This is a genomic window from Serinicoccus marinus DSM 15273 (genome assembly GCF_008386315.1).
In the GTDB taxonomy this organism is placed as follows: domain Bacteria; phylum Actinomycetota; class Actinomycetes; order Actinomycetales; family Dermatophilaceae; genus Ornithinicoccus; species Ornithinicoccus marinus.
In genome coordinates this window covers 3,364,062-3,386,513 of sequence record NZ_CP043808.1, presented here as the reverse complement: position 1 = coordinate 3,386,513, position 22,452 = coordinate 3,364,062, and the positions used below count along the sequence as shown (strand labels likewise).

Below are 22,452 nucleotides of genomic sequence, written 5' to 3'. Positions count from 1 at the left end.
GCGCGTTCGCACCCCACCCCCGTCTCGAAGGAGTCCTGCCACCGTGGCTGTCGACGCTGTCATCATCGGCCTGGGATACGTCGGCCTCCCGCTGGCGCAGGAAGCGACGCGGGCGGGGATGCGCGTGCTGGGATTCGACATCCACCAGGGGGTGGTGGACGCCCTCAACGAGGGCCGGTCGCACGTCGACGACCTCGCCGACGACGACATCGCGCAGATGCGTGACGGGGGCTTCGAGGCCACGACGGACGAGGCGCGGATCGCGGAGGCGGGGACCGCCGTCATCTGCGTGCCGACGCCGCTGTCGCCGGAGGGCGGTCCGGACCTGCGGGCGGTGGAGTCGGCGGTCGCCGCCGTGGCCCGCAACCTGGCTCCCGGCATGCTCGTGATCCTGGAGTCCACGACCTACCCCGGCACGACCGACGAGGTGGTGCGGCCCGTCCTGGAGGCCGGCGGGCTGGTCGCGGGCGAGGACTTCCACCTGGCCTTCTCGCCGGAGCGGATCGACCCCGGCAACGAGCGCTTCGGTGCCAAGAACACCCCGAAGGTGGTCGGCGGGCACACGCCGTCCTGCAGCGACGCGGCGGCCGACTTCTACGGCCGCTTCGTCGACACCGTGGTCCGGACCAAGGGCACCCGGGAGGCGGAGACCGCCAAGCTGCTGGAGAACACCTACCGGCACATCAACATCGCGCTGGTCAACGAGATGACCCGGTTCTGCCACGAGCTCGGCATCGACCTCTGGGACGTCATCGGGGCCGCCAGCTCCAAGCCGTTCGGCTTCCAGGCGTTCTACCCCGGTCCGGGCGTCGGGGGGCACTGCATCCCGATCGACCCCAACTACCTCTCCCACAACGTCCGGGCCCGGCTGGGCTACCCGTTCCGCTTCGTCGAGCTGGCCCAGGAGATCAACGCAGGTATGCCGGCCTACGTCGTCGGGCGGGCCCAGGACATCCTCAACTCCGCGGGCAAGCCGCTCAACGGCTCGACCGTGCTCCTGCTCGGCGTGACCTACAAGCCGAACATCGCCGACCAGCGCGAGTCGCCGGCGGTGCCGCTGGCCCGGCTGCTGGCCGCCAAGGGCGCCTCCGTGCTCTACCACGACCCGCACGTGCAGGAGTGGCACGCGGCGGGCGACTCGGTGTCCGGTCGGGTCGAGGACCCGGCGACCGCGGCCGGCGAGGCGGACCTGACGATCCTGGTGCAGAACCACCGGGGCTACGACGTGGACGCCCTCGCCGCCGCCTCGCAGGCCTTCTTCGACACCCGCGGCGCCGCCGCCGGGGGAGAGAAGGTCGTCCGGCTGTGAGCGCCGACCTCGGGCCCGAGCCGCACCACCAGCCGCTCGCGCTGGATCACGACGCCGCGGCCGACCTCGCGCGCCGCCACGGCATGGAGCAGGTCGCCACCCGGCCCACGCTGCGGGAGTACGTCGGCGAGATCTGGCGCTACCGGCACCTCATGTGGTCGCTGGCCAAGGGCGAGGTGATCAGCCAGCACCGGGACAACTACCTGGGCATCCTCTGGTCGGTCATCAACCCGATCATGCTGGGCGTCGCCTACTACCTCATCTTCGGCAAGCTGCTCGGCCTGGAGCGGGACGTCGACAACTTCGTCAGCTTCCTCACCATCGGGCTGTTCACCTTCACCTTCATCTCGGCGACGCTCACCTCCGGCGCCCGGGCGCTCATGGGCAAGGTGGGCATGATGCGCTCGCTGGCCTTCCCCCGGGTGCTGCTGCCGGTGGTCGTCGTGGTCTCCGAGTTCGTCAACAACATCCCCGCCTTCCTCGTGCTCGTGGTCATCGCGCTCATCAGCGGTGAGCCGATCACGTGGGAGTGGTTGCTCTTCCCGGTGGCCCTGCTGGTGGTGGTGATGATGGGCCTGGGGCTGGCCATGCTCATCTCCCGGCTGGTGCACGCCGTGCGCGACCTCAGCAACATGGTCCCCCTCGTCGTCCGGCTCATGCGCTACGTCTCCGGGGTCTTCTTCTCGATCGACGCCCGCTTCGGCGACCTCGACGGCGTCCCCGACTGGGTCGGGGCGGTGCTCGCCTACCAACCCGTCGCGGTGAGCCTGACGCTGGTGCGCGAGACGCTCATGGAGGGCTTCCCGGTCCGGTGGGAGACGTGGGCGGTCGCCGGGGCCTGGGCGGTGCTGCTCCTCGGCGTCGGCTTCGTCGTCTTCTGGGGGGGGAGGGCACGTATGGCCGCGCCTGAGCAGAGGCAGCCGCCCGGCGGGGCCGAGCAGGTGTCCGTCGAGGGAGAGCGGATCCCCTCGGTCGTCGTCTCGCACGTCGACATCAAGTACCGCATCTACGGCAGCCCGAAGAAGCAGGACCAGCCCGAGGACGAGGCGGAGTCCGCCCTGCGGCGGCTGTTCAGCCGCAGCACCCCCGGCCTGGGCGTCCAGGAGGTGCATGCGGTCAAGGACGTGTCCTTCGTCGCCTACCGCGGGGAGTCGATCGGCATCATCGGGCGCAACGGGTCAGGCAAGTCGACCCTGCTGCGCGCGGTCGCCGGGCTGGTGCCTCCGACCAACGGCACGATCTGGTTGGGTGGCAAGGCGGCGCTGCTCGGGGTCAACGCCGTCCTGCAGCGCAAGCTCAGCGGCCGCGACAACATCTGGATCGGTGCCCAGGCGCTCGGTCTCACCCCGGCCCAGGTGCGACGCCGGATGGACGACATCATCGAGTTCGCCGACATCGGCGACTTCATCGACCTCCCGATGAGCAGCTACTCCAGCGGGATGGCGGCCCGGTTGCGCTTCGCCATCTCCACCGCTGTCGTGCCCGACATCCTCATCGTGGACGAGGCGCTGGCCACCGGCGACGAGCACTTCCGCGCCCGGGCCACCGAGCGGATCGAGCAGATCCGGGAGCAGGCGGGCACCGTCTTCCTCGTGGCCCACAGCCGACGTCGCATCAACCAGCTCTGCACCCGGGTCCTGTGGATGGACGACGGGCGGCTGCTCGGCGACGGCCGGCCGTCGGTGATCAACGGCCTGTACGGTCGTAAGTACGGCAAGCACCGCCAGGTGTGGCGCGAGCGTTACGAGGAGATCAACCGGGTCATGCAGGAGCAGGGGGCCGACGCCGCCCGGGACCTGCTGCGCAAGTGGGAGCCGGAGGGCAACTGGTGACCTCCCGCCGGATCCTCGTCGTCACCGTCGTCCATCACCCGGAGGACGCACGCATCCGGCACCGCCAGATCGCCAGCCTCCTCGCCGCGGGGTGGGAGGTCACCTTCGCGGCGCCCTGGGCCGGGCACGGCGCGCAGCCCCCCGACGACGGGACGGTGCCGGGGCTGACGGCGCTCGACCTGACGCGCTCCAGCGGACGCCGACGGTTCGCCGCGCAGCGGGATGCCCGCCGGGTGATGCGCGAGCACGGCCCCCGGCACGACGTGGTGCTGCTGCACGACCCCGAGCTCGTGCCGAGCACCCTCGGCATCTCGCTGCCGCTCACGGTGTGGGACGTGCACGAGGACACCGCGGCGGTGGTCGACCTGCGGTCCTGGGTGCCGGCCCGGCTGCGCGGGCCGCTGCGCTCGCTGGCCTCGACGATGGAGCGCAGCGCCGAGCGTCGGATGGTCCTCATCCTCGCCGACGAGGACTACGCCCAGCGCTTCGCCCAGCCGCACCTGGTGGTGCCCAACACCACCCCGGTGCCCCCTGACCCCCCGCCTGCCGGGACGCCGGACGAGCAGGGGCGGCTGCGCGTGGTCTACCTCGGCAGCCTGACGCGGGAGCGCGGCGTGGGTGAGCTCGTGCGGGTGGGTGAGCAGCTGGCCGCCCGCACCGAGGGCCGCGCGGTGCTGGAGATCGTCGGTCCGGCGCACGGGTCGGCCACCACCGAGCAGCTGCAGGCGGCGCAACGCGCGGGCCATCTGGAGTGGTCCGGGTTCCTGCCTGCCGACCGGGCCCTGGACCGGCTCGACGGGGCGCTCGCCGGGCTCTCGCTGCTCCACGACGTGGAGAACTTCCGGCCGAGCATGCCGACCAAGGTGGTGGAGTACCTCGCGCACGCCGTCCCGGTCATCAGCACCCCGCTGCCCCGGGCGGTGGACCTCGTCGACCGCAGCGGTGCCGGCACGGTCGTCCCCTTCCACGACGTCGAGCAGACCGTCGAGCAGCTGCTGGCCTGGGTGGCGGACCCGGCGGCCGCGGCGGAGCTCGGACGGCGCGGGCACGACCTCGCACGCCGCGAGCTCGACTGGGGGGTCCACTCAGCGGAGTTCGTCACCGCCATGGAGCGGCTCGCTGGCGCCTCCCGCTGACCCTCGGTCGCGAGGGCGTACGCCTCGTCGTAGCGGGCCGCCAGCGCCCGCCAGGTGCGGTGCTCGCGCACCCACGAGCGGCCCGCGGCGGCGAGCTCGGCACGCCGCGCGGGATCCTGCCGGAGCCGGTCGAGCACCTCGGCCAGGGCGGCGGCGTCGCCTGCGGGGAAGGCCACGCCCCGCTCGGCGTCGCCGACGATCTCCAGCAGCGCGGGCAGCGCGGAGACCACCACCGGCAGCCCCATCGCCATCGCCTCGTAGGGCTTGAGCGGGGTCACGAGGCGGGCCGCCCGTTCGTCGATGCGCGGCACGACGAAGACGTCGAGCAGCGCGTAGTAGTCACCGACCTCCGCGTGCGGCACCTGCCCGGTGAGCACGACGTGCTCGGCGACCCCGAGGTCCGCGGCGCGCTGCCGCAGGGACTCCGCTCGCTCACCCCCGCCGACCAGCACGGCGGTCACCGGGATGCCCCGCCGGCGCAGCTGCGCGACCGCCTCGACCAGCACCTCCTGGCCCTCCCGCGGGTGGTCCAGGTTGCTGACGTAGCCGACCACGAAGGCGTCGTCGAGCCCGAGCCGTCGGCGCAGGTCGGCCCGCGGCGTCCGGGGGGCGATGGCCTGGTCGTCGACGCCGTTGGGCACCACCACGACCCGCGCCGGGTCGATCCGCCCGCCCTGCCCCGGGCGGTCGAGGATGTCCTGGCGCATCGACTCGCTGAGCGTGACCACCGCTGCCGCCTCGCCGAGGACCCTCGTCTCCAGCGCACGCCGTAACCGGTAGAGCTCGCTGTCGGTGGCACGCTCGACGTCCGAGGTCCACACCCCCTCGAACAGCCCCCGCACCTCGTAGACGACGGGTATGCCGGTGGCCCGGCCGACGGCGAGCGCCACGAGCGCCAGCTCGTAGCCCCGGTGGCCGGAGTGCGCGTGCAGGAGCGCGGGGCGGTGCCGCACGACCTCCGCCAGCAGCCGTCGCGCGAAGGCGTCCAGGTAGGCGTCCGCGCCCTCGCGGGCCGGGACCTCCTCCCGGGTGAGCCGCAGGTGCCGGACCCCCGCCACGGTCTCCACCGGGGGCGCCGGCTCGCCTGGGAAGTCCAGCGCGGTCGCGGCGAGGACGTCCTCGCCGCCCCGGGCGCGCTCGCCCAGCAGGTAGGCCGAGCGCACGGCATAGCCACTCGTGCGCTGGGGCAGGGACACCTTGAGCAGGTGCAGCACCCGGCCGGGCTCGGGATCCACGGGGGTGGGGGGCAGGTCGCCGGGCAGCCAGCCGGGAGAGAACTCGCGCAGCCTCCCCTCCTGCTCGGTGACCAGGGCACGCACGTGCGGACGGGGGTCGATCGCGGCCCATCGTCGCAGCACCTCCAGCCGCAGCGTGGGCTCCCCGGCGCGGGTGGTGGTCAGGGCCGCCTGCTGGAGCAGGGCGGCATCGGGGCGCCCGGAGCTCTCCGCCTCGTCCAGGGCGTGCCGCACGAGGGACATCGCCCCGTCGTGCCGGCCGGTCGCGCTCAGCTCCCCGAGGCGACCGAGGTCCCCGAGGACGGTGGACCGCAGGGCCTCGCGCGCCGACGCGTCCGGGGCCTCGGTGCGCAGGCTGCCCAGTCCGGGCACGACCCTCACCGGCGGGAGCTGTGCGTCGTGCCGCTCGAGGCGGTTCCGGACCCGGGCGCCCGTGTCGTCGTCCTCGACCAGCAGCGCGTGCCAGCGTCTCGCATCGAGCAGGTCGAGCCACGGCGCGTCGAGGTCGGCGGGCCGCACGAGGGCGACCAGGCGGCAGGAGCGGGGCAGGGCGAGCGAGGCCAGCACCGCCCGCTGGTCGGCACCGTCGACGAGCGCGACCTCCGGGTCCTGGTCCCGCAGCGCCGCGGTGGGACCGGGGTAGCCGGTCCAGGGCAGGCCCAGCCCGGCGCGCAGCCGCGCCTCGACCAGGGCGTCCGGGACGGTGTCACCGCGCAGCGAGGAGGGGATGTCACCGCTGCTCGGCGACAGCACGCGGACCGCGGGGGACAGGTTGAGGAGCGCCCGCAGGGACGGGCCCGATGCCCCGGCGGGCAGCAGCAGCACGCGGCGGGCCGCGCCCCGGCCCTGCGCCCGCTCCTCGCCGTCCGACCCTGCGTCGGTCGGGGTCGTCCCGGCCTCGGGCGAGGTCGCGACGCAGGGGGGCGGGTCGGTGAGGAGGCTCCAGGTGCGGCTGCCCGTCGGGGCGGGGTGCTCCTCGGGTGTGCCGACGGAGGCGTCGTGACCGGGGGGTCGCAGGCGCAGCGCCAGCGCGGCCCACCGCGCGGCGGTCTGCGGCTCGGCGTCCAGCACCTGGTCGGCCGCCAGGAGCAGGTCGGCCGCGGCCGCGAGCCGCTGGGCGTCGGCAGGCACCTCCCCGCCTCCCGCCAGGACCTCCCGGTGCAGGGTCCACGCCCGCAGCACCGGGTCCTCCGCGCCGAGCGCCGGCGCCAGGACGCTGAGCAGCGCGTCGCGCTGGTCGGTGTCGCGGGTCAGCCACGGGGTCGCCCGCAACCGCTGCCGCACCGGCCCCTGGGGCCGGGCGGGCCCCGCGAGCACCGCGATCGCGGTCATCAGCCGGTCGAGCGTCCCGGTCGGCAGCACCGGTCGTGGCGCGGCACCGAGCTGCGGCAGGGTGCCCAGCGCCAGCTCGGTGCACAGCCTCCGGAGAGCGGGCGTGCCCTCGAGGACCGGGACCTCGGCCGCGAACTGGTGCGCGGTCCGGGCGACGGCGCGCCCGCCGGGACCCAGCACGACGAGGACGTCGGTCTCCCGGAGACCTTCGCGGAAGCGGGGGTCGAAGCGGGTGGCGAGGCCGGCCCGGAGCCCGCGCGGGACCACGCGCTCGGCGCCGGCCAGCAGCGGGCGCCGCCACGACGAACGCGTGCGGCTGGCACGCAGCTCGTGACCCTCCACCAGGTCGGGGGCGGCCGGCCCGGTCCGCAGCAGCACGGCTCCCGGCAGCAGACCCCGCAGCAGGTCCAGGGCCTCGCGCGTCCCGGGGCTGGGCCGGCCGGTGACGAGCACCAGGGCCGAGCTGACGTCGCGACCGTCGGTCGCCGGGTCAGCGGGCACCGGTGACCTCACCGGCCTGCGCCGCCATCACGTCGAGCCCGGGCAGCGCCTCCCGGACCATCGTCTGCTCCCGCTCGTCCAGCCACGGGGCCAGCACCCAGCGGGGACGGAGGCCGAACCACGACGAGAGCAGGTCGGAGGCCCCGAGGAGATCCTCCGGCAGCCCTGCGGAGCCCGGGGTGACGTCCTCCGGTGCGAGCCAGACCTCGACGTCATCGGCGCGCACCCGGACCTCCTGGTCGCGCATGAGGGAGAGCACCGAGGGATCGAGCACAACCAGCCGTCCGGCAGTGATCCGGTCCAGTCGCGAGACAAGCCAGGCCTGCCCGTCGAGCAGCGGGTCGTCGAGGGCGCGGTCGAGCTCGGGCCGGCGCAGCTCGGTCGTGGCGCGCAGGTCCTGGTGCCACACCCCGGCGGGGGCACCGGGGGCCCCCTCGCGCAAGGCCCGCATCAGCCAGTCCCCGCCGCGGCTGCCGTGCGGCTGGGAGAAGGAGCCGAGGTAGGCGGTGCCCAGCCGGTCGGGGACGTGGTCGGCGGCAGGGAGATCCCGCACCCACGCGGCCGGGACGGGGAAGGGCAGGGTGGCCAGCTCGGCGTCCTGCACCCGCAGCTCGCCGGGCTCCTGCCGGCGGCGCCGGGCGAGCCGCCGGTGCCAGGCCATGAAGCTGGAGCGGAAGGCACGGCGCTCCGGTGCGGTCCAGGAGAAGGTGAAGTCACCCCGGGAGAGCGAACCCGAGCGCAGCCGCGTCACCGCCAGCGGCTCCCGGACGTCGACGATCGCCCCGTGCAGCCGGGCGACCCGCTCCGCGAACTCCGAGTCCGCGCCCTTGCGGATCGGCGCGAAGCCGCCGGTGCGAGCCAGGATGCTGCGGCGCAGCAGCAGCGAGGAGGCGTTCTCGCGGACCGCGCGGTAGCCGAGCCACTGGTGGGTGAGGTCGTCCTTGGCGCGCACCGCGCGGCTACGGGTCATCGGGGTGTCCGGTCCGGCCTCCTCCAGCGCCGCCACCTGGAGCTCGACGCGGGACGGGTGGGACCAGTCGTCGGCGTCCTGGAAGGTGATGAGGCTGCCGCGGGAGGCCTCGATCGCCGCCGCACGACCGAGGTAGGAGCCGCCGTTGCGGTCCATCGTCAGCACCCGGACCCGGGGGTCGAGGGCGGCGACCCGGGCGTAGGTCTCGGCGTGCTCGGGACCCGAGCAGTCGTCCACGACGACGATCTCGAGGTCGGCATACGTCTGCGCGCAGATGGACCGGACCGCGGTGACCAGGCCCTCGTCCGGCCGCCAGCTCGGCATGATGACGGTCACGAGCTCCCCACTCGCGGTCCCCGGTCGTGCCCCCGGGGCCTCGAGCCGGTCGAACGGGCTGCGGGCCTCCGCTCCCGCGGCCTGGCCGTCGGCCTGGAGGCTGGGGGCGGCCAGCCCGCGCTCGGTGAAGCGCTGCGCGAGCAGCTCGTCCCACCGCTGCTCGTCGGCGGTGGCCGTGGCCGGACCGTGCGGGTTGGCGAGGTCCACCCGCAGGTAGTGCTCCGCGTCCGGGTGGAGGTCCCGCACCGCGGGGAGCAGCGCCGCGAGCTGCTCGTGCCGCCCGGCGAGGAAGAGCGTCTGCAGCCCGGTGAGCCGTAGCTGCGGCCCGAGCCAGGTCAGGCCGTCGCCGGGCCAGAGCGCCTCGAAGACCAGGGCGGAGGCCAGTAGCTCCTCAGGGGTGCGCAGCATCCCGGCCCAGGCGAAGGCGACCCCTGCCAGCGCGCGTCGCCGTGCCGGGCGCAGCGAGTCCCCCGGAGGAGCACCCTTGGCGAGCACCTCCGCGAGCAGGCCCTGCGGGGACTGCCGGCCGCCGGTCGCGAGCTCGGCGAGGGCGTCCAGCCCGGCCCCCGACCGGGTGCGCAGCGTCTGGTGGAAGAGCGGGACGGGGTCGACCGCCCCTGCGCCGTGCCGCAGCTGCCAGGCGAGCCACGCCTGGGACGGGTCGTTGCTCTGGCTGGTCACGAGGGTCTGATGCTCTTTCTCACGGCAGTGCGTGGTGCCGGACCGCAGCGCCCGGCCCCGGGTACAGTGAACACCGTCTCGACCGGTGCCCGAGCACCGACACCCCCAACCCGCGCAGGAAGGTCGGCCGCGTGCCCGCTCGCCTCGTCCCTCTCGTCGGCAGTGCAGCCGGGATCGCCCTGGCTCTGGTCCTCGTGCTCGGGGTGGCGCTGGAGCTGCCGGTGCTGGCGGCGGCCGCCGGAGGGCTCCTCGGCGCCGCCATCCTCGCGGTCCAGCTGGACTCCTGGCGCCGGGTGCGGTCGATGCGCAACTACCTGCGTGACGAGATCCGTCGGGCGGCCGGCTCCGGGCAGGGGTCTGCCGCGAGCCCCGTCCCCGTCCAGCAGGCCGCACCGGCCGACGTGCTCGGCGCCGTGCAGGTGCTGCAGGCGCAGTACACCGGCCGGTTGGACCGGATGCAGGTCACGCTGGACGAGGCCCTGGCCCGGCTCGCCGCCGGTCGCCCAGCACACGACCACGACCCCCGGTGACCTCGCCCCGGTCCACCACGCAGGGGGTGGCGGCCGACCACGGGCGGATCGCCCGGCGGCGCTCGCGGGCGCTGGCCGCGACCGCGCTGCGGACCCGGTCGGTCCACGCCCGGGAGGTGCTGGCCGAGCTCGCCTGGCCCGGGCACACCCCGGCCGACCTGGCCGACTGGGCGACCCGGCCCTCGGACGCCGGCCCGCCACCCGGCGCGGACCCGCTCGGCGTGGCCGACCACGCGCGGGTGCTGGCGGTCCAGACCGGGGAGGCGGACGACGTCGCCGTCGCCCGGGGGCTGCTGGAGCAGCTGTTCGCGCCCGGATCGACGGTCATGGGCGGGTTGCGCCGTGAGCACGTCGAGATGCTCGCCCAGCTGCGGGTGCTCGGCGGCGACCCGGAGGGGGCCGTCCGGCTGGTGGCCGACCGCCGGGTCCGCCCTGGCGTGGCCTCCTCGGTGCGCGCCGACGCCCTGCACCCGCGGCTGAACCCGGCCGCCGCGGACCGGGGCCAGGACTGGGCGCGGGCCTTCTCCGCCGCCCTGGGCAGCGGACGGCTGGCCCCGGTCCTCCCGCCCCCTCCGGGATCGGCGCCGGACCTGGACCGGCTCGCGGTGAGCGGGACCGAGCCGGTGCGCGACTCCGGCCTGGTCACCGTGCTCATGAGCAGCTACCGCCCCGGCCCGGCGCTGCTCACCGCGGTGCGCTCGGTCCTGGCGCAGACCTGGGCCGACCTCGAGCTGCTCGTCGTCGACGACGCCTCGGGGCCGAGCCCCGGTCACGCGGCGCTGCTCGCCCAGGTCGAGGCCCTCGACCCGCGCGTCCGCGTGATCCGCAAGGCCGTCAACGGCGGCACCTACCGGGCGCGCAACACCGCGCTTCGGCAGGCGCGCGGGGAGTTCGCGATCGTCGTGGACTCCGACGACTGGTGGCACCCGCAGACGCTGGAGACCTGCCTGGGGCCGCTGCTCGCCGATCCCGGCCTGCTGGCCACGCGCGCCCAGGGGGTGCGGGTCAGCCCCGATCTCGTGCTCACCCGCCCGGGCTACCAGCCGCGCTTCGCCTCGGCCGCGACGGTGTGCTTCCGGCTGCGCCCGGTGCTCTCCCGGATCGGCTTCTTCGACCCGACCCGCAAGGGCGCCGACACCGAGTTCGCCCGCCGCCTGGAGGCGGCCTGCGGACCGGTGATCCGGGACATCGAGGAGACCACGACCATCCTGCGCGGCGGCGGCAGCACGTTGTCCTCGGAGGAGTTCGCCAACGGCTACCGCCACCCGGCGCGGCAGCAGTACAAGGCGCTCTACACCCCCTGGCACGAGGCCGTCACGGCCGGGGCGCAGCGGGCATACCTCGACCCGGAGCAGCCGCGGCGCTTCCCCGAGCCGCACCGCTGGAGCCGCCCCACGCACCCGCTGCTGCGGACCACGCCGGAGACGCTGGACCTGGTGATCGCTGGTGACTGGCGCAAGTTCGGCGGACCGCAGCGCTCGATGATGGAGGAGATCCGGGCCGCCCTCGACGCGGGGCTGCGGGTCGGGGTCATGCACCTGGAGGCGCTGCGCTTCATGTCGGCGCAGGACCAGCCGCTGGTCGCGCCGTTCACCGAGCTGGTGCGCTCCGGCGCGGTGAGCTGGGTGCAGCCGGACGACGACGTCGACATCGACGTGCTGCTCGTGCGCTACCCCCCGATCCTGCAGTACCCGCCTCGCCTGAGCCGCGTCGCCCGGGTCCGCCAGGTGCTGGTCATGGCCAACCAGGGACCGGTCGAGCCCGACGGCACCGACCAGCGCTACGTCGTCGCGGACGTCACCGGGCGCGCCCGCGAGCTCTTCGGCGCCCCGGTGACCTGGGTGCCGCAGAGCCCGACCATCCGACGCGTGCTGCGTGAGCAGGACCCCTCGGTCCCGCTCACCGACTGGGACAACCCGGGCCTCATCGACGCCGACGCCTGGGCGGTCCGACCGACCGCCCGGGCACCCGGTGCCGGCGGGACGGTCGTCGTCGGACGCCACTCGCGCGACGACCGGATCAAGTTCCCCACCTCCTGGGCCGCGCTGGAGCGGGGGTATGCCTTCGGCCCGGGGCACGAGATCCGCATCCTCGGCGGGGAGCAGACGGTGGAGGCGCTGCGTGCGGCGGCGGCCGACCGGGGCGAGCCGCCGCAGCTGCCCGCGGGGTGGCGGGTGCTGCCGGCCACGACCGAGGACGTGCGCCCCTTCCTGGCCGACCTCGACTTCTACGTCTACCTGGACAACCCGGACGCGCACGAGGCCTTCGGCCGCACCCTGCTCGAGGCCGCCGCCAGCGGCGTCCTCACCATCGCCGACCCCAAGCACCGGCCCACCTTCGGCGACCTCGTCGACTACGCGGCGCCCGGCGAGGCCCAGGCCCTGGTGGCGCGGTATGCCGCCGACCCGGCCGCCTACCGCGCCCGGGTGGAGCGCACGCTCGCGCTGGTGCGGGAGCGCTACGGCCGCTCGGGCTTCGTGGACCGGATCCGGCCGCTGCTGCAGGACGCTCCCCCGGCATCCGGTCCGGCGGCACCCTCGCCGCTCACCCTCCCGCTGCGCAGCGCGGGTGACGCCACCCGTGCCGACGCGCTCCGGGTGGAGCACGACGCGCTGTCGTCCGACGTGCTCGCCGCGTGGCTGGTCGAGAGGGTGCCCGACCCACCGGGCCCGGACTGGTCGCCGGCCGGGGTCCTCGACGGGGCTCCGGACGGGGTCCGCCGGGTGCGGCTGGAGCAGGGCGGTCTCGTCCTGGAGGCCACCCGGGACCGGGGGAGCCCCGATCGGCACCCGGGCAGCGGTGCCGCGAGCCTCGACGACGGCTCCCCAGGCACCGGCGCCACCGACGAGGAGAGGGCGGACGAAGGCCCCCGGGACCGGGCATACCGGGCCTGGGGCGAGCCACCGCCGGGCTGGACCTGGACGGCCCGGCCCCGCTGGGCGCAGCGCCCCGACGGCCTCGACGACCAGCACACCGCCGACCATCCCGACACCGACGGGGCGGTCGACCACGCCCCGGCACCCGTCCGCGAGGAGAGCCCATGAACCTGCGCCGCGAGGTCGTCAAGCGCGTCCCACCCCTGGCGAAGCGGGACGCCGAGCTGCGCGCCCGCAACCGCCGCATCCGGGAGCTGGAGCGCACCCGTGACGCCCTGGAGCAGCAGCTCGCGGACGAGCGGGACCGCGCCGCGAAGCTCGTCGACCCGGACGAGCTGGCGCAGCGCTCGAGCTTCACGCAGCACCTCATCACGCTCCGAAGGATGACGGAGGACCTGCGCCAGCTCGACCCCGAGCGGCGGCACCCGCTGCGGCACCTGCCGTTCAAGCTGCGCAACTACCGACTTGCGGCCAGCCACGGCATCCCGGTGCCGCAGGTCCTCGCGGTCTGGGAGGATGCCGCGCAGATCGACCTCGCCGAGCTGCCGGAGGAGGTCGTACTGAAGTCCGACGGCGGGGCCGGCAGCCACGGCGTGCTCCCGCTGCGGCGGCTCGCGGAGGGCCGCTACGAGACCATCGACGGCGTCCGGCGCCTGACCGGTGACGAGGTGCGCGTGCACTTCGTGGACCGGGCCTCCCGCGGTCGGATCAGCGGCCCCTTCTTCGCCGAGGAGGTGCTGCGGCAGCCCGGCGGGGGTCCGATCCCGGACGACGTGAAGATCAACGTCAGCTACGGCGAGGTGCAGCACGTGATGCTGCGCCGCGTGCCGCGCCACGGGCACCTGCGGTCGATGGGGTTCCGCTACGTCGACGCCGAGGGCGCCGACCTCGGCGCGGTGATGATCGGCCGGGACTCCGACGACAGCATTGCGCCGCCCGACGACCTGCCCGAGATGGTCGGGATCGCGCGTCACCTCTCCCGCGCCGTCGGGCTGCCCTTCGTGCGGGTCGACCTCTACGGCACCGAGCGCGGGGTGGTGCTGGGCGAGCTGACCCGGACACCTGGCGGTCGACAGCCCTTCAAGCCCCATCATGACGACGCGATGGGTCGCGGCTGGGAGCACGCCGCGAACCGGCTCGAGCTCGACCTCGTGGCCGGCCGTCCGCCGGGGATCCTCCACGGGCAGCACCCGATGCCCGAGCTCTACCCGCAGGGGCACGTGTCGCGCTCGGCGGAACCGGGTGCCTGGGCGCCGCGCATCGTGCCGTGCGCGCAGTGGTGCGGCCCGGGGCGGGGCTGACGCGGTGGCGGTGCCGGCGGTCACCGCGCATCCCCCGGCCGTGCCGGAACGTCGTCGAGCGCGATGTCCCGGGCGGAGGCCGCGGTGAGGCCCAGCTCGGCGAGCCCGCGGTAGAGGAAGGGGGTGAGCGAGCGGGCGTAGGTGTCGGTGATGTGGCTGCCCTGCCGGTAGACCAGCTGCCCGCCGATCGCCACCGGGCAGGTGTCCTCCTCGGGGCAGATCCACGGGTTCGGGTCGATCACCGGTGCCCCCGTGGCCTCGTGCACAAGCGCGAGGAAGGGCCGCCCGCTGGTGTCCTTCGGCCGGCGCTCGCACGCCAGCAGGTCGCGCGGGTGCTCGGCCGCGCACTCATAGGCCGCCTGGTCGGGGTGCGGGTTGTCGTCCACGACGACGACGTCGATCCCCGCATCGATCAGGGTGCGCACCCCTTCGACCATGCCCTCCTGCTCCGGCTCCTCGAAGCCGCCGGAGCCGATGACGACCAGGTGCGGCGGGTCGGCGATCAGCTCCTCGACCGTGGCGCGGCCGAAGGCGTTGCAGTCCTCGGCGACCGCACCGCGGACCGTCGGGGAGCAGGCGCTCTTGAGGTAGTACTCCAGCCGCCACGACTCCCGCAGCGCGATGGCGTCCAGGGCCGAGGCGTACTGCCCGAGCTTGGAGTCGCCCCACAGCGCGACCACCGTCTCCGCGTCGGGGTCGCCGTAGACACAGCTGGTGTCGAACATCGCGACGCCGTCCTGGATCTGGCAGCCGTGGTCGTAGTAGGTGGGCACGTCCTCGCGAGCCAGCGCGGGATCGGGCTGCAGCGGGCCCTCGGTGTCGTAGGCGGAGCGCGGGTCCTCACGCAGCTCCCACCGCGAGTCCCACGGGTCCGCGACCAGGGCCGCGGGGCCGGCGGTCGTCGTCTCGCCGAGCGTGGGCCGGGTCGCCCAGGCCACACCGGCGGCGACTGACAGCACGGCCATGCCCGTGCCGGCGGCCACGAGGGTCCGTCCGGGCCGGCCGGCGAGCCCGGAGCCGAACCGGACCGGGTCCTCCACCAGCACCCGCATGAGCGCGGCGAGCCCGATCGTGCCGAGGCCGACGAGGGTGAGGCCGACCGGCCCGAGCGCCCCGCGCTGCTCCTCCACCAGCACGAGCAGCGGCCAGTGGATGAGGTAGATGCTGTAGGACAGGCCGCCGAGCAGCACCATCGGCGGCAGGCCCAGCACCCGAGACACCAGGGTGGGGTGTCCCGTCGAGCCGGCCGCGAGGACCATGGCGCTGCCGAGCACCGGGAGGAGGGCGGCCGAGCCCGGCCAGGGTGTCGAGCTGTCCACCGCGAGGACGGTCGTCACGACGAGGGCGAGCCCCAGCAGGGCCATCACCTGGGCCACCCCGGGCGGCCACCGGCGCAGCGCGGGGACGGCGAAGGCGAGCAGCGCCCCGGCACCCAGTTGCCACAGCCGCGTCGGGGTGACGAAGTATGCCGTCGTCGGGCTCTGCGCGGTCGCCACCACGGACCAGACGAGGGAGGCGACGGTCAGGGTGGCGAGCAGCGCGAGCAGGACCCGGCGGGGGGCATACCGGCTGCGTGCGGCGAGCGTCAGCCCGAACAGGACGAGCAGCGGCCAGACGAAGTAGAACTGCTCCTCGACGGCCAGCGACCAGTAGTGCTGCAGCGGGGAGACCCCGGCGCCCTCGGCGAGGTAGTCGACGGACCGGGCGGCCAGGACCCAGTTGACGACGTAGAGGGTGGAGCCGAGGACGTCGGCGACCAGGTCCGGACGGGTGGTCGGGGACAGCACCACCCAGGAGGCGGCGAAGGTCAGGGCGATGACCACCAGGGCGGCCGGGAGGAGGCGGCGCGCGCGCCGGGCGTAGAACTCGCGCAGCGAGACCCGGCCGGTGCGCTCGACCTCCCGCAGCAGCAGCCCGGTGATGAGGAAGCCGGAGATGACGAAGAAGACGTCGACCCCGGCGAAGCCGCCGCCGAGGCCGGGCACGCGCAGGTGGTAGAGCAGGACCGCCAGGACCGCGATCGCCCGCAACCCCTCGATGTCGCGACGACGGTCCTGGCCCGTTGAACCACCCGATCGCGGCATGCCGCCCATCGTGCCAGGGACCGCCGGGGGTCCAGGTCGAGCAGGTCAGTCCCGGCCGTAGAGGTCCCGGGTGTAGAGCTTGTCGCCGAAGTCGTCGCTGTGCTCGTCCAGCCGGTTGGCGATGATGACGTCGGCCGCCTCGGTGAACGCCGGCAGGTCGCGCAGCACGCGGCAGCCCTGGAAGGTCTCGCCCTCGAAGGAGGGCTCGTAGATGACGATCTCGACCCCGCGCGCCTGGAGCCGCGACATGACGCCCTGGACGCTCGAGGCGCGGAAGTTGTCGGACCCGGCCTTCATGATGAGGCGGTAGATCCCGACGCGTCGCGGGTGCCGGTCGAGGATGTCGGCGGCGATGAAGTCCATCCGGGTCGTGTTGGCGTCCACGACCGCGGTGATGAGGGTCTGCGGCACGGTGCCGTAGTTGGCGAGCAGCTGCCGGGTGTCCTTGGGCAGGCAGTAGCCGCCGTAGCCGAAGCTCGGGTTGTTGTAGTGCGCCCCGATGCGCGGGTCCAGACCCACGCCCTCGATGATCTGGCGGGTGTCGAGCTGGCGGGTCACGGCATACGTGTCGAGCTCGTTGAAGTAGGCGACGCGCATCGCCAGGTAGGTGTTGGCGAAGAGCTTGATCGCCTCGGCCTCGGTGGAGCCGGTGAGCAGCACCGGCACGTCGTCGTGCAGGGAACCCTCCAGGAGCAGGTCGGCGAACTCCTGACCGCGCTCGGTGGTGTCGCCGACGATGATCCGGGACGGGTGCAGGTTGTCGTGCAGCGCGCGGCCCTCGCGCAGGAACTCCGGGCTGAACAGGATGGTGGCGCCGGGGTGCTGCTCGCGGAGGCCCTCGGTGTAGCCGACGGGGATCGTGGACTTGATGACGATCGCGGCGCCGGGGTTGATCCGGCGGACGTCCGCGACGACCGCCTCGACGCTGCGGGTGTCGAAGAAGTTGGTCACCGTGTCGTAGTCGGTGGGGGTCGCCACCACCACCCACTGCGCACTCGCGTAGGCCTCCTCGGGGTCGGTGGTCGCCCGCAGGTCCAGCTCGCGCGTCGCGAGGTAGTCACTGATCTCGGGGTCGTGGATCGGGCTGCGGCGCGCGTTGATCTCGGCCACCTTGGCGGTGTCGATGTCCAGCGCGCACACCTCGTGGTGCTGGGCCAGGACGACGGCCAACGAGAGCCCCACGTAGCCGGTGCCGGCGATCGCGATCTTCATGCTTCTCCCTCTGCTCGGTCCGGCACAGTATGTCGTGGCGCGGGTGAGAAGCCGATGAGGCGGCGCCCGGTGCGGCGTCGCGCAGGAGCCGCCCGGGACGAGGCAGGAGACGAGGTGCGGATTAGGCGGCGCGCGGCGGCGCCCGGTATCGTGGTCGGGTTCACCGCGGTCCGCGTCGCTCGGCGAGCCCTGCGGCTGTGGACAACTCCTGCACGGCTCACCGCTCGGTGGCATGCTGGCAGGGCAGCGGTGCGACGTATGACCCTCCTGTCACGGAGAGACCGTGACCGCTACAGACCGAAGGAGGTGGGTCTTCCGCATGCGTCAGTACGAACTCATGATCATCCTCGACCCCGAGACCGACGAGCGCACGCTCCAGCCCACGCTGGAGAAGATGCTCGCCGTCGTCGGCAAGGACGGTGGCTCCGTCGACGAGATCGACGTCATGGGCCGCCGCCGGCTGGCCTACGAGATCAAGAAGCAGGCCGAGGGCATCTACGCGGTGGTCAACCTCACCGCCGAGCCCGCCACCGCCCAGGAGCTAGACCGCCAGCTGGGCCTCAACGAGTCCGTCCTGCGGACCAAGCTGCTGCGCCGCGACGCCTGAGTCGCGACCCGGCACACCCCGAACCCCTGACCTGACCGACAGCAACGCGAGGAGCACCTGACATGGCCGGAGAGACTCCGATCACCGTCGTCGGCAACCTGACCGCCGACCCCGAGCTGCGCTTCACCCCCAGCGGTGCGGCCGTCGCCAACTTCACGGTGGCGTCCACCCCGCGGCAGTTCGACCGCCAGACCAACGAGTTCAAGGACGGCGAGACGCTGTTCATGCGGTGCTCGGTGTGGCGCGAGGCGGCCGAGCACGCGTCGGAGTCGCTGCACCGCGGCGACCGCGTCATCGCGACCGGCCGGCTGGTCTCCCGCTCCTGGCAGACCCAGGAGGGCGAGAACCGCACGGTCATGGAGATGCAGGTCGACGAGGTCGGTCCGTCCATGCGGTATGCCACCGCCCAGGTCACCAAGGCCCAGCGCGGCCAGGGTGGCTCCGGCGGCGGCTGGCAGGGTGGCGGCCAGCAGGGCGGTCAGGGCCAGGGCGGACAGGGTGGTCAGCAGGGCGGCTACTCCGGCGGCGGCAACGCCGGCGGGCAGCAGTCCGGGGGCCAGCAGGCCCCGGCCAACGACCCCTGGGCGACCGGCGGCGCCAGCAGCACCGGCGGCAACGCCGGCAACTCCGGCGGGGGCTCGGGCTGGGGCGGCGCGCCGTCCTACGACGAGCCGCCGTTCTGATCGGCCACCCTCCACAGCACCACCACGAACACACCCACCATCCCGAGCGATGAGCTCGGGCTCTCACGAAAGGGGAGAGCACCACGATGGCCAAGCCCGTCATGCGCAAGCCGAAGAAGAAGGCGAACCCGCTCAAGTCCGCCAAGATCGAGTCGATCGACTACAAGGACACCGCGCTGCTGCGCAAGTTCATCTCCGACCGCGGCAAGATCCGTGCCCGTCGGGTGACCGGCGTCTCCGTGCAGGAGCAGCGCCGGATCGCCGGTGCCGTGAAGAATGCCCGCGAGATGGCGCTGCTGCCCTACAGCAGCTCCGCCCGCTGAGCCCGGTCGCATCAGGAGCGCATCATGAAGATCATCCTCACCCAGCCTGTCACCGGCCTCGGTGACGCCGGTGACGTCGTCGACGTCAAGGACGGCTACGCCCGCAACTACCTGCTGCCCCGCAAGGTGGCGACCGCCTGGACCAAGGGCGGCCAGAAGCAGGTCGACTCGATCAAGGCGGCCCGCGACAAGCGGGCCGTGAAGAGCGCCGAGGACGCCGCCGCCGCCAAGGCCCGGCTCGAGGGCGCCGAGATCACCGTCGAGGCCCGCGCCGGGTCCGGTGGCCGCCTCTTCGGTGCCGTCACCCCGGGCGAGATCGCCGAGGCGATCGCCGCCAGCGGTGGCCCCGAGGTCGACAAGCGCCGGATCGAGGTCCGCACCCCGATCCGCAGCGTCGGCGACCACGCCGTGCACGTCCGCCTGCACGAAGACCTCGCCGCCGACGTCACCGTCAGCGTCGTCGCCTCCGCCTGAGCGGCCGGCTGCACGCGCAGCACACGCCGTACGGCCCCGTCTCCCCCGGGAGGCGGGGCCGTTCCGCGTCCGCCCGTCGAGGCGCCGCTCGCTGATCGCCGCCCCGTGACCGTGGAAGTCTCGCCATGGCGCCTTTCCCCGGTCGGGTAGCGGTCGGCGGGCGGGTGCGACCGTGGAAATGCTGCCGCGGCGCGCCTTTGCCGGTCGGCGTTGCCCTCGACAGCGGTTGTGACCGTGGAAATGCTGCCGCGGCGCGCTTTCGCCGGTCGGCGTTGCCTCGACAGCGCTTGTGACCGTGGAAGTGCTGCCCCGGCGCGGCAAGGGGGGGCGGGTGACCGTGGAAGTCTCGCCATGGCGCCTTTTCCCCGGTCGGGTAGCGGTCGACGGGCGGGTGCGACCGTGGAAGTGCTGCCCCGGCGCGCATTCCCCGGTCACCCGGCCCTCTGACGTGGTGCCGACCGTGGAAGTCTCGCCGGGGCGCACCTTTCCCGGTCAGCCGGCCTGTCCGAGCCGTCGTCGGGCCGCCTCGAGGGCGGCTCCGAGCTGCCGGAAGAACGGTTCCGGGGTCGTCCGCAGCCCCAGCACCGGGATCTGCAGGCTGACCAGCGTGCGGTCGCGGACCTGCAGGTCGTTGTGCCGGAGGGCGTCGTCGATGCCGGCCGTGCCCTGGAAGTGTTGGGCGCCGTGGATCTCCACGTGGATGCCGAGCTCATCCCAGAACACGTCGAGATAGACCCGGCCGTTGCGCCCGGTGCGCACGGCCTGCCGGGTCGGCTCGGGAAGACCGCGGCGACGGCACTCGGCGGCGAAGTCCAGCTCGTTGAGCGAGTGAGCCCCGTCGCAGACGTCCCTGATGACCTCGTCGAGCACTGAGGTCTCCCAGGTCCGCCTCATCTGCTGCCAGCGGACGAGCAGAGCGTCCGGCGCCACGAGCCGCTGCTGCACGGTCATCGCCACGAGGGTGGCCGCCTGCCGGTCGGTCCTGGCCCATCGCGCCGCGCGGACCACCGCGACGTCGGGTGGTGTGCGCCGAAGACCCGAGGTGATGCGCGGCCCCAGGTCGCGCAGGCGGTGGTGCCGGACCCCTTCCAGTCGGCGGACCGTGGCGTTGTTGGGCACGGCGACGTGGATGACCGGCTCCTCCCAGTGCTGCAGCCCGGCAGCCAGCAACGCCGTCGCGCCGTCCAGGACGCTGTGGGTGCCGGACTCCCAGACGGCCCACCACCACAGGGCACGGCCGCTCGGCACGTCCGAGGTGATGCAGAGGGTATGCGCTCCCGCCCGACTCCACGCGCCGTGGTCGATCTCCGTGGCGATCTGCCCTGGTGTCAGCCCGGCTTCCAGGAGCATCCGCCTCGTGACCACCCCGTCGTGCGGCTCGGCCAGCTCTCGCGCGAGCCGGTGCCGCCGGGCACGTTCGAGCCGCTGGGTTGTCCTGCGCTCGGCGCGCGTCGTGGGCATACCCCAGTCTGCGACGCACCGACGACGCCTCGCTGAACCTATCCACAGGCCACTCCTGGACCCTCGAAGCGTCGCCGCGGCAGCAGTGTCACGGTCGGCTGGGGGCTGACAGCGGCTGCTGACCGTGGATGCGCCGCCGGGGCGACACTTCCACGGTCGGCCTAGGCCTCGAGGAACGGCGCCAAGCCCGCCGGGGCACTGCCCCCTGCCGCTCACCGCTCGGCGCCGACCACCATCCACGCCTCGCCGCGCGCCCGCCGCCACATGAGCATCGAGCGCACGGTCATGAACCCGGTGAAGGCGACCCACAGCCAGATCAGCCCGGTCGTGCCGTCGACACCGCTGAGCCGGACCCCCAGCACCATCGGGAGGTAGGCCACGGTCGCCGCGGTCTGCGCCCACGCCAACCACCGGGTGTCGCCGGCGCCGATGAGCACACCATCCAGGATGAAGGCGATCCCGGCGATCGGCTGGCCGACCGCCACGACGAGCAGGGCCGCGGCCAGGGCGGCCCGCACGTCGGCGTCCTGGCTGAAGCCGAGCGGGATGACGCGGTGCAGCGCGACGATGAGCACGGCCAGGATCACGCCGAACCACACCGACCACCGCACCATCAGTGCTGTCGCCTCCCGCGTCCCCGTGACGTCGCTGGCACCCAGGGTCTTGCCGGTGAGCGCCTGGGCGGCGATGGCCAGCGCGTCGAGGGCGAAGGCGAGCGTGGACCATACCGTCAGCGCCACCTGGTGCGCCGCCAGCTGCTCGTCGCCCAGCCCGGCGGCCGACCAGGTGGTGAGCAGCAGCGCCGCGCGCAGCGCGATGGTCCGCACGAGCAGGGGTATGCCCCCCCGCGCCGCCCGCAGCACGCCCGCGCCGTGGAAGGTCAGGGACGACCCCAGCCGCCGGGCCCCGCGGACGACGACGAGGACGAGACCGAGCGCCATACCGGTCTGCGCGACGACCGTCCCGATCGCGGCGCCGGCGATGCCCCACCCGACCCCGTGCACGAGCATCAGCGAGAGCGCCGCGTTGCCAGTGAAGCCGACGACGGAGGCCACGAGCGGGGTCCGCGTGTCCTGCAGCCCTCGCAGCACCCCGGTCGCGGCGAGCACGACGAGCATGGAGGGTATGCCGAGGGCCGACCAGCGCAGGTAGGTCACCGCCTCGGCCACGACCGCATCGCCGGCGCCGAAGAGCTGGACCAGCGGCTGCGCGAGCAGAGCGGTGAAGGCGGCGCCGACCGCGCCGAGCAGCAGCGCGAGCCAGACCCCGTCGATGCCGGCGCTGACCGCGCCCCGTTCGTCTCCGGCACCGAGCCGGCGGGCGACGACCGCGGTGGTGCCGTAGGCGAGGAAGATGAAGATGTTGACCGCAGTGAGCAGCACGGCGCTGGCGACCCCGAGACCGGCCAGCGCGGCGGTGCCGAGGTTGCCGACGATCGCGGAGTCGGCGAGCAGGAAGAGCGGCTCGGCGACCAGGGCCAGGAACGCGGGCACGGCCAGGCGCAGGATCTCCCGTGCCTGACCGTGCCCGCCGTGCGCCCCGTCCTCGGTCACGAGAGCCGGGACGTGA

Annotated in this window: 16 protein-coding genes and 1 pseudogene; 10 read left to right on the top strand and 7 right to left on the bottom strand. The window is 74.0% G+C overall.

Features of this window, described 5'->3' with window-relative positions; translation table 11 throughout:
• Positions 1-43 precede the first annotated feature (43 nt).
• Together FU792_RS16415 and FU792_RS16410 are read left to right on the top strand one after the other, a co-directional pair.
• Positions 44-1,309, top strand: a complete 1,266-nt coding sequence (locus FU792_RS16415; protein WP_022923491.1) for a nucleotide sugar dehydrogenase — start codon at positions 44-46, stop codon at positions 1,307-1,309.
• On the top strand, positions 1,306-3,141 hold the full coding sequence (locus tag FU792_RS16410; RefSeq protein ID WP_149814910.1) for an ATP-binding cassette domain-containing protein: 1,836 nt from the start codon (positions 1,306-1,308) through the stop codon (positions 3,139-3,141). The genes FU792_RS16415 and FU792_RS16410 overlap by 4 nt, the downstream gene beginning before the upstream one ends.
• A 34-nt stretch (positions 3,142-3,175) precedes the next feature.
• Here FU792_RS16410 and FU792_RS16405 read toward each other — a convergent pair whose 3' ends face one another.
• Positions 3,176-3,598: a hypothetical protein gene (locus FU792_RS16405; protein ID WP_149814909.1), complete on the bottom strand. Its 423-nt coding sequence runs from the start codon at positions 3,596-3,598 to the stop codon at positions 3,176-3,178.
• Between FU792_RS16405 and FU792_RS19475 the strand changes: the two genes are divergently transcribed.
• Positions 3,564-4,277: a glycosyltransferase gene (locus FU792_RS19475; protein ID WP_420876882.1), complete on the top strand. Its 714-nt coding sequence runs from the start codon at positions 3,564-3,566 to the stop codon at positions 4,275-4,277. The two genes, FU792_RS16405 and FU792_RS19475, sit on opposite strands and share 35 nt — an antisense overlap.
• Before the next feature lie 44 nt (positions 4,278-4,321).
• Here the strand turns inward: FU792_RS19475 and FU792_RS19470 are convergent.
• Positions 4,322-5,755: pseudogene (locus tag FU792_RS19470) on the bottom strand (glycosyltransferase family 4 protein); the annotation flags it as partial.
• A 1,579-nt stretch (positions 5,756-7,334) separates the two neighbouring features.
• On the bottom strand, positions 7,335-9,332 hold the full coding sequence (locus FU792_RS16395) for a glycosyltransferase family 2 protein (protein ID WP_022923496.1): 1,998 nt from the start codon (positions 9,330-9,332) through the stop codon (positions 7,335-7,337).
• 131 nt (positions 9,333-9,463) lie between these two features.
• On the opposite strand from FU792_RS16395, the gene FU792_RS16390 reads away from it, so the two are divergent.
• The 3 genes from FU792_RS16390 to FU792_RS16380 are packed head-to-tail and all read left to right on the top strand — an operon-like array spanning position 9,464 to position 14,039.
• A complete protein-coding gene (locus tag FU792_RS16390; RefSeq protein ID WP_022923497.1) occupies positions 9,464-9,862 on the top strand; it encodes a hypothetical protein in 399 nt (132 codons plus the stop codon).
• Positions 9,859-12,906, top strand: a complete 3,048-nt coding sequence (locus tag FU792_RS16385; protein ID WP_022923498.1) for a glycosyltransferase — start codon at positions 9,859-9,861, stop codon at positions 12,904-12,906. Before FU792_RS16390 ends, FU792_RS16385 begins: the two co-directional genes overlap by 4 nt.
• Entirely contained in the window at positions 12,903-14,039 is a 1,137-nt protein-coding gene (locus tag FU792_RS16380) for an ATP-grasp domain-containing protein (RefSeq protein ID WP_022923499.1), read from the top strand. The genes FU792_RS16385 and FU792_RS16380 overlap by 4 nt, the downstream gene beginning before the upstream one ends.
• A gap of 20 nt (positions 14,040-14,059) precedes the next feature.
• On the opposite strand, the gene FU792_RS16375 is transcribed toward FU792_RS16380, so the two are convergent.
• Both FU792_RS16375 and FU792_RS16370 read right to left on the bottom strand, forming a co-directional pair.
• Positions 14,060-16,123, bottom strand: coding sequence for an acyltransferase family protein (locus FU792_RS16375; protein ID WP_161600292.1), 2,064 nt, complete (start codon positions 16,121-16,123; stop codon positions 14,060-14,062).
• Positions 16,124-16,168: 45 nt separating this feature from the next.
• Positions 16,169-17,335, bottom strand: a complete 1,167-nt coding sequence (locus FU792_RS16370; protein ID WP_022923501.1) for a nucleotide sugar dehydrogenase — start codon at positions 17,333-17,335, stop codon at positions 16,169-16,171.
• Positions 17,336-17,654: 319 nt separating this feature from the next.
• Between FU792_RS16370 and rpsF the strand changes: the two genes are divergently transcribed.
• The 4 genes from rpsF (at position 17,655) to rplI (ending at position 19,422) form a co-directional block, all read left to right on the top strand.
• On the top strand, positions 17,655-17,942 hold the full coding sequence (rpsF, locus tag FU792_RS16365; RefSeq protein WP_022923502.1) for a 30S ribosomal protein S6: 288 nt from the start codon (positions 17,655-17,657) through the stop codon (positions 17,940-17,942).
• A 62-nt stretch (positions 17,943-18,004) separates the two neighbouring features.
• A complete protein-coding gene (locus FU792_RS16360) occupies positions 18,005-18,625 on the top strand; it encodes a single-stranded DNA-binding protein (protein ID WP_022923503.1) in 621 nt (206 codons plus the stop codon).
• Between the two features lie 86 nt (positions 18,626-18,711).
• Positions 18,712-18,948 (top strand): 30S ribosomal protein S18, encoded by a 237-nt coding sequence (gene rpsR, locus FU792_RS16355; protein WP_022923504.1) that lies wholly within the window; start codon positions 18,712-18,714, stop codon positions 18,946-18,948.
• 24 nt (positions 18,949-18,972) lie between these two features.
• The gene (rplI, locus tag FU792_RS16350) at positions 18,973-19,422 is read left to right on the top strand and encodes a 50S ribosomal protein L9 (RefSeq protein WP_022923505.1); all 450 of its coding nucleotides are present in this window, start codon (positions 18,973-18,975) and stop codon (positions 19,420-19,422) included.
• A 492-nt stretch (positions 19,423-19,914) separates the two neighbouring features.
• Here the strand turns inward: rplI and FU792_RS16345 are convergent, their stop codons facing one another.
• On the bottom strand, positions 19,915-20,883 hold the full coding sequence (locus FU792_RS16345) for a hypothetical protein (RefSeq protein WP_022923506.1): 969 nt from the start codon (positions 20,881-20,883) through the stop codon (positions 19,915-19,917).
• Positions 20,884-21,095: 212 nt separating this feature from the next.
• Positions 21,096-22,436 (bottom strand): MATE family efflux transporter, encoded by a 1,341-nt coding sequence (locus FU792_RS16340; RefSeq protein WP_022923507.1) that lies wholly within the window; start codon positions 22,434-22,436, stop codon positions 21,096-21,098.
• Positions 22,437-22,452: the final 16 nt, after the last annotated feature.

Bases quoted from the DNA above. Each gene is read 5' to 3' on its own strand.
- FU792_RS16375 (WP_161600292.1), bottom strand. From the start codon at position 16,123: ATGCCGCGATCGGGTGGTTCAACGGGCCAGGACCGTCGTCGCGACATC.
- rpsF (WP_022923502.1), top strand. From the start codon at position 17,655: ATGCGTCAGTACGAACTCATGATCATCCTCGACCCCGAGACCGACGAG.
- FU792_RS16380 (WP_022923499.1), top strand. From the start codon at position 12,903: ATGAACCTGCGCCGCGAGGTCGTCAAGCGCGTCCCACCCCTGGCGAAG.
- rpsR (WP_022923504.1), top strand. From the start codon at position 18,712: ATGGCCAAGCCCGTCATGCGCAAGCCGAAGAAGAAGGCGAACCCGCTC.
- rplI (WP_022923505.1), top strand. From the start codon at position 18,973: ATGAAGATCATCCTCACCCAGCCTGTCACCGGCCTCGGTGACGCCGGT.
- FU792_RS16360 (WP_022923503.1), top strand. From the start codon at position 18,005: ATGGCCGGAGAGACTCCGATCACCGTCGTCGGCAACCTGACCGCCGAC.
- FU792_RS16370 (WP_022923501.1), bottom strand. From the start codon at position 17,335: ATGAAGATCGCGATCGCCGGCACCGGCTACGTGGGGCTCTCGTTGGCC.
- FU792_RS16345 (WP_022923506.1), bottom strand. From the start codon at position 20,883: ATGCCCACGACGCGCGCCGAGCGCAGGACAACCCAGCGGCTCGAACGT.
- FU792_RS16405 (WP_149814909.1), bottom strand. From the start codon at position 3,598: ATGAGGACCATCCGACGCTCGGCGCTGCGCTCCATCGTCGAGGCCAGC.
- FU792_RS19475 (WP_420876882.1), top strand. From the start codon at position 3,564: ATGGAGCGCAGCGCCGAGCGTCGGATGGTCCTCATCCTCGCCGACGAG.